A 12,265-nucleotide genomic window follows, 5' to 3' on the forward strand; every position below is an offset into this window, starting at 1 on the left:
AGCCTTAAATGACCGACTATAAAGCCACGCTAAACCTTCCGGACACCGCCTTCCCAATGAAGGCCGGCCTGCCACAGCGCGAACCGCAGATCCTGCAGCGCTGGGACAGTATTGGCCTGTACGGAAAGTTGCGCGAGATTGGCAAGGATCGTCCGAAGTTCGTCCTGCACGACGGCCCTCCGTACGCCAACGGTACGATTCACATCGGTCACGCACTGAACAAGATTCTCAAGGACATGATCATCCGCTCGAAGACCCTGTCGGGCTTCGACGCGCCGTATGTCCCGGGCTGGGATTGCCACGGCCTGCCGATCGAGCACAAGGTCGAAGTGACTCACGGCAAGAACCTGGGCGCGGACAAGACCCGCGAACTCTGCCGTGCGTACGCCACCGAGCAGATCGAAGGGCAGAAGACCGAGTTCATCCGCCTCGGCGTGCTGGGCGACTTCGCCAACCCGTACAAGACCATGAACTTCAAGAACGAGGCTGGTGAAATCCGTGCCCTCGCCGAAATCGTCAAGGGCGGTTTCGTGTTCAAGGGCCTGAAGCCGGTGAACTGGTGCTTCGATTGCGGTTCGGCCCTGGCCGAAGCGGAAGTCGAGTACGAGAACAAGAAGTCCTCGACCATCGACGTAGCGTTCCCTATCGCTGACGAGGCCAAACTGGCTGCCGCGTTCGGTCTGCCGTCCTTGGGCAAACCGGCCTCGATCGTGATCTGGACCACCACCCCGTGGACCATCCCGGCCAACCAGGCGCTCAACGTTCATCCGGAATTCACCTACGCCCTGGTCGACATCGGCGACAAGCTGCTGGTGCTGGCTGAAGAGCTGGTCGAATCCTGCCTGACCCGTTACGGCGTCGAAGGCACTGTATTGGCGACCGCACCGGGTTCGGCGCTGGAGCTGATCAATTTCCGTCACCCGTTCTATGACCGTCTGTCGCCGGTGTACCTGGCCGACTACGTGGAACTGGGCGCCGGCACCGGCGTGGTTCACTCCGCCCCGGCCTACGGTGTTGACGACTTCGTGACCTGCAAGAAATACGGCATGGTCAACGACGACATCCTCAACCCGGTACAGAGCAACGGCGTCTATGTGCCGTCGCTGGAGTTCTTCGGCGGCCAGTTCATCTGGAAGGCCAACCCGGCCATCGTCGACAAGCTGACCGAAGTCGGTGCGCTGCTGCACACTACCGTCATCGAACACAGCTACATGCACTGCTGGCGCCACAAGACCCCGCTGATCTACCGCGCCACCGCGCAGTGGTTCATCGGCATGGACAAAGAGCCAGTCAGCGGCGACACCCTGCGCGTGCGCTCGCTCAAAGCCATCGAAGAAACCAAGTTCGTTCCGGCCTGGGGGCAGGCGCGCCTGCACTCGATGATCGCCAACCGTCCGGACTGGTGCATCTCCCGTCAGCGCAATTGGGGCGTGCCGATCCCGTTCTTCCTGAACAAGGAAAGCGGCGAGCTGCACCCACGTACCGTCGAGCTGATGGAAGAAGTCGCCAAGCGCGTTGAAGTCGAAGGCATCGAAGCCTGGTTCAAACTCGACGCTGCCGAACTGCTGGGCGATGAAGCGCCGCAGTACGACAAGATCAGCGACACCCTCGACGTCTGGTTCGACTCGGGTACCACCCACTGGCACGTCCTGCGCGGTTCGCACCCGATGGGCCACGAGACCGGTCCGCGTGCCGACCTGTACCTGGAAGGTTCGGACCAGCACCGTGGCTGGTTCCATTCGTCCTTGCTGACAGGTTGCGCCATCGACAACCACGCGCCGTACCGCGAGCTGCTGACCCACGGCTTCACCGTGGACGAGTCCGGGCGCAAGATGTCCAAGTCCCTGGGCAACGTGATCGCGCCGCAGAAAGTCAACGACACCCTGGGCGCCGACATCATGCGTCTGTGGGTCGCGTCGACCGACTACTCCGGCGAAATGGCTGTGTCCGAGCAGATCCTGCAGCGCAGCGCGGACGCCTATCGTCGTATTCGTAACACCGCGCGTTTCCTGCTTTCCAACCTGACCGGTTTCAACCCGGCCACCGATCTGCTGCCGGCCGAAGACATGCTGGCGCTGGATCGCTGGGCGGTGGACCGTACCCTGCTGCTGCAACGTGAGCTGCAAGAGCATTACGGCGAATACCGTTTCTGGAACGTCTACTCGAAGATCCACAACTTCTGCGTGCAGGAGCTGGGTGGTTTCTATCTGGACATCATCAAGGACCGCCAGTACACCACCGGCGCCGACAGCAAGGCCCGTCGTTCGTGCCAGACCGCGCTGTTCCACATCTCCGAAGCGCTGGTGCGCTGGATCGCGCCGATCCTGGCGTTCACCGCCGACGAGCTGTGGCAATACCTGCCGGGCGAGCGCAACGAATCGGTGATGCTCAACACCTGGTACGAAGGCCTGACCGAGTTGCCGGAAGGCTTCGAGCTGGGTCGCGAGTACTGGGATCGCATCATGGAAGTGAAGGTGGCGGTCAACAAAGAAATGGAAATCCAGCGCGCGGCCAAGGCCGTCGGTGGCAACCTGCAAGCCGAAGTGACGCTGTTCGCCGAAGACGCGCTGACCGCCGACCTGGCCAAACTGAGCAACGAGCTGCGCTTTGTCCTGATCACCTCGACTGCCACTGTTGCGCCGTTCGTGCAGGCTCCGGCCGACGCTGTGGCCACCGAAGTCAGCGGCCTGAAGCTGAAGATCGTCAAATCCGCCTTCCCGAAATGTGCCCGTTGCTGGCACTGCCGCGAAGACGTCGGCGTGAACCCGGAACATCCGGAAATCTGCGGCCGTTGCGTGGACAACATCGATGGCGCTGGCGAGGTTCGTCACTATGCCTAATGCCGTTGGCCGTTTCGGACGGCTGAGCTGGCTCTGGTTGAGCTTGCTGGTTCTGGTCATTGACCAGGCCAGCAAGTTCTACTTCGAAGGCAAGCTCGAGATGTTTCAGCAGATCGTGATCATCCCTGATTACTTCAGCTGGACACTGGCCTACAACACCGGCGCTGCCTTCAGCTTCCTCGCGGACAGCTCAGGCTGGCAGCGCTGGCTGTTCGCCCTGATCGCGATTGCGGTCAGTGCAGTGCTGGTGGTCTGGCTCAAGCGCCTGGGCCGCAACGAAACCTGGCTGGCCATCGCGCTGGCGCTGGTTCTTGGCGGCGCACTGGGCAACCTTTATGACCGCATTGCCCTGGGCCATGTGATCGACTTCATTCTGGTGCACTGGCAGAACCGCTGGTACTTCCCGGCGTTCAACTTCGCCGACAGCGCCATCACCGTTGGCGCGGTGATGCTGGCACTGGACATGTTCAAAACCAAGAAATCCGGAGAAACCGTTCATGACTGAACAGGTATTGGCTGAGCAACGCATCGGCCAGAACACGGAAGTCACCTTGCACTTTGCATTGCGCCTGGAGAACGGCGACACGGTCGACAGCACTTTCGACAAAGCCCCTGCGACTTTCAAGGTCGGCGACGGCAACCTGCTGCCGGGCTTCGAGGCGGCGCTGTTCGGCTTCAAGGCCGGCGACAAGCGTACCCTGACCGTCGAGCCGGAAAACGCCTTCGGCCAGCCGAACCCGCAAAATGTACAGATCATCCCGCGTTCGCAGTTTGCGGACATGGAGCTGTCGTCGGGTCTGCTGGTGATCTTCAACGATGCGGCCAATACTGAGCTGCCGGGTGTGGTGAAAGAGTTCGACGATGCGCAAGTGACCGTTGACTTCAATCACCCGCTAGCTGGCAAGACGCTGACCTTTGACGTGGAAATCTTCTCCGTCAAAGCGCTGTAATTGCTGTTCTGCAGGAGCCGGCTGACCGGCTCCTGTAATGATCCAATCTTTAGCGCGCAAGACACGAGGCACCGCATGCAAATCAAACTCGCCAACCCCCGTGGCTTCTGCGCCGGCGTGGACCGGGCGATCGAAATCGTCAACCGCGCCCTGGAAGTCTTCGGGCCGCCGATCTATGTGCGTCACGAAGTGGTGCACAACAAGTTCGTGGTTGAAGACCTGCGCAGTCGTGGCGCAATCTTCGTCGAAGAGCTCGATCAGGTACCGGACGACGTGATCGTGATCTTCAGTGCCCACGGCGTTTCGCAAGCCGTGCGCACCGAAGCCGCCGGCCGTGGCCTGAAAGTGTTCGACGCCACCTGCCCGCTGGTGACGAAGGTGCACATCGAAGTCGCGAAATACAGCCGCGACGGCCGTGAATGCATCCTGATCGGCCACGCCGGTCACCCGGAAGTCGAAGGCACCATGGGCCAGTACGACGCCAGTAATGGCGGCGCGATCTACCTCGTCGAAGACGAGAAGGATGTCGCCGAGTTGCAGGTGCACAACCCTGAAAAACTCGCCTTCGTCACCCAGACCACACTGTCGATGGATGACACCAGCCGTGTCATCGATGCGCTGCGTACGCGTTTCCCGGCCATCGGTGGCCCGCGCAAGGACGATATCTGCTACGCCACGCAGAATCGTCAGGACGCGGTCAAGCAACTGGCCGACGAATGCGACGTGGTGTTGGTGGTGGGCAGCCCGAACAGCTCCAACTCCAACCGCCTGCGTGAGCTGGCTGAACGCATGGCCACGCCGGCCTACCTGATCGATGGCGCCGAAGACCTGCAAAAGAGCTGGTTCGACGGTGTCGAGCGTATCGGCATCACCGCCGGTGCCTCCGCTCCGGAAGTTCTGGTGCGTGGCGTGATCCAGCAGTTGCAGGCCTGGGGCGCCACCGGCGCCGACGAACTGGCCGGGCGTGAGGAGAACATCACGTTCTCGATGCCTAAAGAGCTGCGCGTTCGCTCGATCTGATCGCTTTATCCTTTCGGCAAAGCGCCTGTTCAGCCTTTTGGCTGGTCAGGCGTACGCGACCGGTTGCCGCCAGCACCACCTGGAGCTGGCTGACCGGCTCGCGAGCCGAGCATAGATGTAACGTCCCCGCCTGAAATTTCCGGTCCGGCACCAGTGGCTGGCCCAGGCTGCTGAAGCGTATGTAACGGCTCACCAGCCAGTTGCCGACAATCGGTATCTTTCCGTCACTCGCCTGCTCGGTCAGCAATGGATTACCCGCATCCGCCGGCCCCTTCCCATTGAGATCCAGGATGATCCGCCAGCCCTGACCCCAGTCACCGTTGATGCCATGAATCACCACACTCTGGTTGCGCGTGATGGCCATGCTCCGGGCATTACGAATCCCGTCGAGCAAAGAGTGCGCGGCCTGCTGCCGCCGGTTTGATTCGGTGAAGTCCGCCAGCGCCGGACTGACCAGCGACAGAACAATTGCGCCGATCGCCAGTCCCATAAGCAGTTCGACCAGACTGAAACCCTGTTGCGGCATGTGCGCCTCCTCCCTGGATTGTGCACGGCGGCGCAATCCGTGCGCCGCACGCGGTAAATCAACCGGCGCATGCCGGTCGAATGTTCTAGGTTTGTACAGGTATAGCCGACGGCAACGGAGGGCGTCGATGGATCATCGTACAAAAGGTTTCACGCTGATCGAGCTGTTGGTGGCGGTCGCGGTGTTTGTGATCCTGATCACGATGGCGGTGCCGGCATTCACCCGTTCGGTGCAGGGCAGCAAGGCCGACACCGAGGTCGGCGACCTGCAACGGGCCCTCAATTACGCCAGGCTTGAGGCGATCAACCGGGGCGTCACCACTCGCTTGCGGCCGAGCGCCGGCGGCAGTGTCTGGACCGGCGAGTTGTCGGTCTACGACAGTACTGGCACTCCGGCCAATGTATTGCGGGTTGTTCCAGCGATGAGCAGCGGCGCGACTCTGACGCTACCCTCTGGAGTGACCGCGCTGGATTTCAATAATCTGGGCGGGCTGGCGGCGCCATCCACGGCGGTGGTGATCAGTTACACGCTGGGCACGCAAAGCAGGACGCTGAACGTGTGTCTGAACGGACGAATTCAATTGGGTGGAAGTTGCGGATGAGGGCAGGGAGCAAGTACGCACAGGAGGGCATGACGCTGATCGAAGTGCTGGTCGCGTTGTTGATTCTGACGGTCGGGTTGCTGGGCGCGGCGGCGGTTCAGCTCAATGCGCTGAAGTACACCGACAGCTCGCGCATGACCAGCCAGGCGAGTTTTATCGCTTACGACATGATGGACCGGATTCGCGCCAACTCGGGCGCCGACTACACCGTCACACCGCCGACCACGGGCAACCTGAGTGTCGCCCGGGATCAGGACCTCTACGACTTCACCACCAACATCGTCAATTTCGGTGGCCCGACCGCCACCGGCAGCATCACCCTCAATCAACGCGTGTACACCATCACCATCACCTGGAGTGACGCGCGCGCCGCCAATACGACCGGTGCAACCCGCAGTTTTGTCCTGACCAGCCGCGCCGCGGTCGATCCGGTGGCCACACCATGAAGCGCCAAAACCTGGGTTTCGGCCTGATCGAAATGCTGGTCGCTCTGGCGCTGGGACTGATCGTGGTGCTCGGCGTGGTGCAGATCTTCCTGGCGGCGAAGAACACTTATGTCAGTCAGAACAGTGCGGCCGCCATGCAGGAGGACGCGCGGTTCGTGTTGAGCAAGATGATCCAGGAACTGCGCATGGTGGGCATGTTCGGCTGCCTGGGCACGATTACCGATTCCAGCTCGGCGGGAGATTTCACAGCGGCCCAGATCACGCCGATCAGCTGGGACAACGCCAATCTAAAACTGACCCTGGTCACCGCCGATGTCGGCAGCGCGGGCGGGACGCCGACCTGGACCGTGGTCTCCGATTGCCGCAACAGCGCCACGGCTTATACCGGTGCGCGGGTGGCGGCGACAGGACAGATCGCGTTTCCGATCCGTCGGCTGGTCTACAGCTTCAGCAATAACCAGATTCTGATGGGCACCGGCAGCGGCAACCCCGCCCAGCAGGTGCTGGTGAACAATGTCAGTGCGTTCACCGTGATGTTTGGTCTGGCGAGTTCCGCGACCGATGTTGCGGCGTCCACCTACAGCGCCAACCCCGGTGATCCGGCGCGGATTCGCAGCGTACGCCTGAGCCTGACCCTCACTGATCCGAATAATCGGGTCCGCAATCAAACCTTCAACGTGGTTGCCGCCTTGCGCAACCGCTTGCAGTGAGGGGCGAGCGATGAACGTTTCTCTCCATCGGCGACGGTCCCAGGGCGGCATGGTGTTGCTGGTCAGCCTGGTATTTCTGCTGCTCCTGACGCTGATCGGCCTGTCATCGATGCAAAGCGCCAACCTGCAGGAAAAAATGGCCGGCAGCGTGAGTTTGCGCAATCAATCGTTCCAGACTGCCGAGGCCGCGCTGCGCATCGGCGAAAGTGCGGTGCAACTGGATGGCTACGCGCTGGCGGTGTGCGCCAGCCCTACCCAATGCGCGCCGCCGGCGGAGTCCTCGGTGGTCAGCGCGGCCGGGTTCAATTCCACGTCGGGGGTCACCTGGATCGCCGCCGGCAGCGGGTTCTACGGGGTGCAGAATATCGGTACGACCCTGACGGCGGTGAACGTACCGAGCAACACCTCGGCGACGTTGTACCGGGTCACGGCCATCGGCATCGCCGGCACTTCGCGCAGTGTGGTGGAGAGTGTCTATGCGAAGTACTGAGCGCCGCTTCAAATGGTTGTCGCTGCTGCTCGGCGTGTTGACCGGGCTCTATCTGGCGGCACCGGCGTATGCTTTCACGCCGTCCGATTCGCCACTGTTAAGCGCGGCCGCCGTGCCACCGAACGTGATGTTGATGATCGACGACTCGGGCAGCATGAACAGCATCATCTATGCAGCAGGGTTCGATCCGACCGTGGATCGCACGCCGGCCCGCCAGTGCAACGCGGTCATCGGCCTGTGCCTGAGCTCAACTGCCATTACCGGCGATACGATCTTTCTCTCGAGCCTGCCAACCTCCGGCTGCTCCGGCGGTGCCTATGCGTTCTACAACAACAGCCTGACGCCGCTCTGCCTGAAGCTGCCGGATCCGGTGGGCAGCGGCAACACTCGCTATTCGGCGGATTACATTTCCTATGTGGTGAGTCTGGCGATCAACAACGGCACACGCGACTTCACCACCGGGGCAATTCCCAACGATTACCGGATCAACGTAGCGCGCAACGTTTCCACCGCACTGGTCACCAGCAACCGCAACCTGCGCATGGGCCTGGCCACCTTCAATCCGGCCACCAGCAACAACCCTGGCAACGGCGGTTTCATTGCCCGCTCCATCAGCGACCTGTCACCGGTCAGCGGCAGCGTGACCCAGGCCCAGGCCGACACCAACTACAACGCACTGATTTCCTCGATCAACGGACTGAGCGCGGTGGCCAACACTCCATTGGCCGAAACCTACTACGAGATCACCCGCTATATGCGCGGGATGGCGCCGTACTACAACACCACGCCGAGCACTTACACCAGCCCGATCCAGTATCGCTGCCAGAAAAACTACGGCGTGGTCATCACCGACGGTTTGCCGACCTACGACCGCACCTTTCCGAGCAACGACCCGCTGGGCGGCAGCCGCCTGCCGAACTGGGACGGCATCAACAATGACGGGAACAACCTCAACGGGGACGGGGAGGGCGATACGCTGTACCTGGACGATATCGCCAAGTTCGCCTTCGACATCGACATGCGTTCCACCGGCACCGATGCAGCGGGCAAGAGCTGGAACGCGGTGGATTTCCCCAGGCAGAACATGAACACCTACACCGTGGGTTTCACCGCTTCCAACGACATGCTCTCGGATGCCGCCGATTACGGACAGGGCCGCTACTACCAGGCGACCGACAGCGCCGGCCTGAATGCCGCGCTGTCTTCGGCGTTGAGCGACATCACCTCCAAGGCCGGTTCCGGCGGCAGCGGCGTGGCCAGTGGCACCACGCTGGCGAGCGGCACCAGTTATTTCCAGACCAGTTATGACCCCAAGGACTGGCGCGGCACGATCAAGTCCTTTGGGTTCAACTCGGCCGGGGCGGTCAATACTTCGGCGGTGCTGTGGACCACCGATACGGCCATCGTGCCCGGTGCCACTGCGCCGACCTACCAGTCGTGGAACTCCCTGAACAACGCGGCGGTGACGTTGGCTTACGGCAACTTCTCCCCGGCCCAGCAGACCGTTCTCAGCCAGGGTTTGCCCACCGGCATCAGCGGCATCGATCTGGTCGAGTGGAGCAAGGGCACCAACAAGGCCGGGCTCAAAGTGCGCAGCGTATTGTTCGGGGACATCATCAACTCGCCGCTGGTGCTGGCCTCGCCCACGGAAAAAACCGCCTCCGATCTGGCCGGTGACACCACCTACAGCACCTACCTGACCACCAAGGCTTCGAACATGAATGCCAGCCTGGTGGTGAACGCCAACGACGGTTTTGTCAGCGTCATCAACTCGGCCAACGGTACCCGACGCTATGCCTACATGCCGTCCAGCGTATTGCCCTCGCTGCGCCTGATTGCCGATCCGAACTACGTCAATGGCGTCAGCCACAAGTTTCTGGTGGATGGTCAGATCGGTGTGTTCGACGCGCAATTCGGCACGGCGTGGAAAACCCTGGCCATCGGCGGGACGGGGGCCGGGGGCAAGACGTTCTACGGACTCCAGCTGTTCGACGCCTCGGCAGGCAACGTCATCCGTGCCTTGTGGGAGGTCAGCGCGCCGACGACCGCCAGTACTTCAAACGCTTTTAATGATCTGGGTTACGCCTATGCCCGCCCGGAGGTGGCACGCTTGGCCGATGGTCGCTGGGCGGCGTTCATTGCCAATGGTTACGGCAGCAACTCCGGCGTGGCGGCGCTGTATGTGCTGGATGTGCGCGATGGTTCGCTGATCAGAAAAATTGTCATCGACGGTACGGAAACTACCAACGGTTTATCCTCGGTGAAGCTGCGGGTCAATTCGCAGAATGTGGTGCAGGCCGCATATGGCGGTGACTTGAAGGGGCGGTTGTGGAAATTCGACCTGAGCGCCACGTCCTCCGACAGCTGGGGCGTAGCGTTTTCCGGCAAGCCGTTGTTCACCACGGCCGGCGGGGCGACTCAGCCGATCACCGCGCAACCGTTGCTGGCGGACAACGCTCTGGGTGGCAAACAGATTTTCGTCGGCACCGGCAAATTCAACGAAGCCGCTGACAAGACCAACAAGGATTTGCAGGCGTTCTATTCGGTGTGGGATGCCGATGGCGGGTCGGGCCAGATCACGGTCAGCAGTTTGCAGGCGCAGGCGATTACCGGGGTGTTCTCCGGCAGTACCGGACAGTTCGTCACCACCAGCCAGAACGACACGACGTATCCGGCGGAGAAGGGCTGGTACCTGCCGCTGGTGTACAACAACGCATTGACCGGCGAACGGGTGATCAACCAGGCCAGTCTGGTGCTGGGACGAATCGTGTTCACCACGGCCAGTGTCGATACCACCGACCCGTGTTCCAGTTTCGGTACCGGCAAACTGATCGAACTCGATGCGTTCAGCGGTAAGATGCTCAACTACGCGGTGCTCGACACCAACGCCGATGGCGTGGTCGACAGCAACGACACGATTTCCAGCGGCGTGGTGTTCACCGGCGGTATCCCGACCCTGAACGCCATCGTCAACGGTGCATCACGCAAGGTCGTGAACGATTCCAGTGGCGGTATCACCACCCTGGTGGAAAAATCCGGCGGCGGCAGCCGGCGTATCATGTGGCGGCAAATTCAGTAAGCGAGAGTTCGAGGCATGCGCAGATCCAACCGAGGTTTCACCCTGATCGAAATCATGATCGTGATTGCGATCATCGGTATCGTCATCACCATCGGCTATCCGAGCCTCACCGAATACGTGAAGAAGGGCCGCCGTGCCGACGTAGTCAGCAATTTGTCGGAACAGGCACAGATCCTCGAACGCTTCTATTCGAAGAACAACGTCTACACCGGTGTCACCGGGTTGAGCACCGGCAACGATTTCTACACCATCACGCCGACGATCACCGATCAGACCTTCCTGCTGACCGCGACCCGCAAGACCGGCACGGCCATGGCCACTGACAAGTGCGGGGATTTCACCCTCACCAACACCGGTGTCAGAAGCATGAACAACGCGACCACCGGGCTGACCACCAAGGATTGCTGGGGCCGCTGAGCCGCTTTATTTCGGGCGCCATTTGCGCCCACTGTCTTTTTTACGGTTGGATCAAACATGACCAGGCAACAGCAAGTGGTGATTGTCGGTGGCGGGGTGATTGGCCTGCTTACGGCGTACAACCTCGCCTCCGAGGTCGGCAGCGTGGTGCTGCTGGATCGTTCGAACGTCGGCCAGGAATCGTCCTGGGCCGGCGGCGGTATCGTCTCTCCACTGTACCCGTGGCGCTACAGCCCGGCCGTCACCGCGCTGGCGCACTGGTCCCAGGATTTTTATCCACAGCTGGGCGAGCGTCTGTCTGCCGATACCGGGGTCGATCCCGAAGTACACACCACCGGCCTGTACTGGCTGGATCTGGATGACGAAGCCGAAGCGCTGGCGTGGGCCGCGCGGGAGAACCGTCCGTTGCGGGCTGTGGATATCTCCGCGGCGCATGATGCGGTGCCGGTGCTCGGTGGTGGTTTTTCCCGGGCGATCTACATGGCCGATGTGGCCAACGTGCGCAATCCGCGGCTGGTGAAGTCTTTGAAAGCGGCGTTGCAGGCGCTGCCGAACGTGACGATCCATGAGCAGTGTGAAGTCAGCGGGTTTGTCCGTGATGGCGAGCGGGTGGTGGGCGTGCAGACCTCCACTGGTGTGATCACCGGTGATCAGGTCGTTCTCACCGCAGGTGCGTGGAGCGGCGAACTGCTCAAGACCCTGGACCTGTCGCTGCCGGTGGAACCGGTCAAGGGCCAGATGATTCTCTACAAGTGCGCGGCGGATTTCCTGCCGAGCATGGTGCTGGCCAAGGGGCGCTACGCGATTCCGCGCCGTGACGGGCAAATTCTGATCGGCAGTACGCTGGAACACGAAGGCTTCGACAAGACCCCGACGGACAACGCACTGGAAAGCCTCAAGGCCTCGGCAGTCGAGTTGCTGCCGGCGCTGGCCGATGCCGAAGTGGTGGGGCACTGGGCCGGGCTGCGACCGGGTTCGCCCGAGGGCATCCCTTACATTGGCCGGGTTCCGGGGTTTGACGGTCTGTGGCTGAACTGCGGGCATTACCGCAATGGGCTGGTGCTGGCGCCGGCGTCCTGTCAGTTGTTTGCCGATGTGATGCTGGGGCGCGCGCCGATCATTGATCCGGCGCCATATGCACCGGCCGGACGGATCTAGTCAGTTTTTCTTTCGGTGACTGACAAAT

General features: G+C 61.6%; 12 protein-coding genes. 11 read left to right on the forward strand and 1 reads right to left on the reverse strand.

Going from position 1 to position 12,265, the window contains the following annotated elements; all coding sequences use genetic code 11:
• Positions 1-8 precede the first annotated feature (8 nt).
• From ileS to ispH, 4 genes are all read left to right on the forward strand, one after another.
• The gene (gene ileS, locus ACM6JM_RS26940; RefSeq protein WP_074691488.1) at positions 9-2,840 is read left to right on the forward strand and encodes an isoleucine--tRNA ligase; all 2,832 of its coding nucleotides are present in this window, start codon (positions 9-11) and stop codon (positions 2,838-2,840) included.
• Positions 2,833-3,345 (forward strand): signal peptidase II, encoded by a 513-nt coding sequence (lspA, locus tag ACM6JM_RS26945; protein WP_074691487.1) that lies wholly within the window; start codon positions 2,833-2,835, stop codon positions 3,343-3,345. Before ileS ends, lspA begins: the two co-directional genes overlap by 8 nt.
• 7 nt (positions 3,346-3,352) lie before the next feature.
• On the forward strand, positions 3,353-3,790 hold the full coding sequence (gene fkpB / locus ACM6JM_RS26950) for an FKBP-type peptidyl-prolyl cis-trans isomerase (RefSeq protein ID WP_170844943.1): 438 nt from the start codon (positions 3,353-3,355) through the stop codon (positions 3,788-3,790).
• Between the two features lie 75 nt (positions 3,791-3,865).
• A complete protein-coding gene (ispH, locus tag ACM6JM_RS26955; RefSeq protein ID WP_038361699.1) occupies positions 3,866-4,810 on the forward strand; it encodes a 4-hydroxy-3-methylbut-2-enyl diphosphate reductase in 945 nt (314 codons plus the stop codon).
• Here the strand turns inward: ispH and ACM6JM_RS26960 are convergent.
• Positions 4,782-5,336 (reverse strand): GspH/FimT family pseudopilin, encoded by a 555-nt coding sequence (locus ACM6JM_RS26960; RefSeq protein ID WP_074691485.1) that lies wholly within the window; start codon positions 5,334-5,336, stop codon positions 4,782-4,784. The two genes, ispH and ACM6JM_RS26960, sit on opposite strands and share 29 nt — an antisense overlap.
• A 127-nt stretch (positions 5,337-5,463) precedes the next feature.
• Here ACM6JM_RS26960 and ACM6JM_RS26965 point away from each other — a divergent pair, with 127 nt between their 5' ends.
• From ACM6JM_RS26965 to thiO, 7 genes are read left to right on the forward strand one after another with little or no spacing between them, the layout of a single operon-like run.
• The gene (locus tag ACM6JM_RS26965; RefSeq protein WP_064599521.1) at positions 5,464-5,937 is read left to right on the forward strand and encodes a GspH/FimT family pseudopilin; all 474 of its coding nucleotides are present in this window, start codon (positions 5,464-5,466) and stop codon (positions 5,935-5,937) included.
• Positions 5,934-6,383: a type IV pilus modification protein PilV gene (gene pilV / locus ACM6JM_RS26970; RefSeq protein WP_074691484.1), complete on the forward strand. Its 450-nt coding sequence runs from the start codon at positions 5,934-5,936 to the stop codon at positions 6,381-6,383. The genes ACM6JM_RS26965 and pilV overlap by 4 nt, the downstream gene beginning before the upstream one ends.
• Entirely contained in the window at positions 6,380-7,093 is a 714-nt protein-coding gene (locus ACM6JM_RS26975) for a PilW family protein (protein ID WP_074691483.1), read from the forward strand. The genes pilV and ACM6JM_RS26975 overlap by 4 nt, the downstream gene beginning before the upstream one ends.
• Positions 7,094-7,103: 10 nt before the next feature.
• On the forward strand, positions 7,104-7,583 hold the full coding sequence (locus ACM6JM_RS26980) for a PilX N-terminal domain-containing pilus assembly protein (RefSeq protein ID WP_074691482.1): 480 nt from the start codon (positions 7,104-7,106) through the stop codon (positions 7,581-7,583).
• A complete protein-coding gene (locus ACM6JM_RS26985; RefSeq protein ID WP_414882772.1) occupies positions 7,570-10,662 on the forward strand; it encodes a pilus assembly protein in 3,093 nt (1,030 codons plus the stop codon). Before ACM6JM_RS26980 ends, ACM6JM_RS26985 begins: the two co-directional genes overlap by 14 nt.
• Before the next feature lie 15 nt (positions 10,663-10,677).
• Positions 10,678-11,079 carry a type IV pilin protein gene (locus ACM6JM_RS26990; protein ID WP_039771691.1) on the forward strand — a complete coding sequence of 134 codons (402 nt, stop codon included), beginning with the start codon at positions 10,678-10,680 and terminating at the stop codon, positions 11,077-11,079.
• A 57-nt stretch (positions 11,080-11,136) separates the two neighbouring features.
• The gene (gene thiO / locus ACM6JM_RS26995) at positions 11,137-12,237 is read left to right on the forward strand and encodes a glycine oxidase ThiO (RefSeq protein ID WP_414882773.1); all 1,101 of its coding nucleotides are present in this window, start codon (positions 11,137-11,139) and stop codon (positions 12,235-12,237) included.
• The last annotated feature ends 28 nt before the right edge of the window (positions 12,238-12,265 follow it).

The organism is Pseudomonas sp. IT-P2 (assembly GCF_949767575.1).
GTDB classification, from domain to species: Bacteria; Pseudomonadota; Gammaproteobacteria; order Pseudomonadales; family Pseudomonadaceae; genus Aquipseudomonas; species Aquipseudomonas pharyngis.

Excerpts from the sequence above, each read along its gene's own strand:
- ACM6JM_RS26985 (WP_414882772.1), top strand. The coding sequence starts at position 7,570 with ATGCGAAGTACTGAGCGCCGCTTCAAATGGTTGTCGCTGCTGCTCGGC.
- ACM6JM_RS26975 (WP_074691483.1), top strand. The coding sequence starts at position 6,380 with ATGAAGCGCCAAAACCTGGGTTTCGGCCTGATCGAAATGCTGGTCGCT.
- thiO (WP_414882773.1), top strand. The coding sequence starts at position 11,137 with ATGACCAGGCAACAGCAAGTGGTGATTGTCGGTGGCGGGGTGATTGGC.
- ACM6JM_RS26990 (WP_039771691.1), top strand. The coding sequence starts at position 10,678 with ATGCGCAGATCCAACCGAGGTTTCACCCTGATCGAAATCATGATCGTG.
- lspA (WP_074691487.1), top strand. The coding sequence starts at position 2,833 with ATGCCTAATGCCGTTGGCCGTTTCGGACGGCTGAGCTGGCTCTGGTTG.
- ispH (WP_038361699.1), top strand. The coding sequence starts at position 3,866 with ATGCAAATCAAACTCGCCAACCCCCGTGGCTTCTGCGCCGGCGTGGAC.
- pilV (WP_074691484.1), top strand. The coding sequence starts at position 5,934 with ATGAGGGCAGGGAGCAAGTACGCACAGGAGGGCATGACGCTGATCGAA.
- ACM6JM_RS26980 (WP_074691482.1), top strand. The coding sequence starts at position 7,104 with ATGAACGTTTCTCTCCATCGGCGACGGTCCCAGGGCGGCATGGTGTTG.
- ACM6JM_RS26965 (WP_064599521.1), top strand. The coding sequence starts at position 5,464 with ATGGATCATCGTACAAAAGGTTTCACGCTGATCGAGCTGTTGGTGGCG.
- ileS (WP_074691488.1), top strand. The coding sequence starts at position 9 with ATGACCGACTATAAAGCCACGCTAAACCTTCCGGACACCGCCTTCCCA.
- ACM6JM_RS26960 (WP_074691485.1), bottom strand. The coding sequence starts at position 5,336 with ATGCCGCAACAGGGTTTCAGTCTGGTCGAACTGCTTATGGGACTGGCG.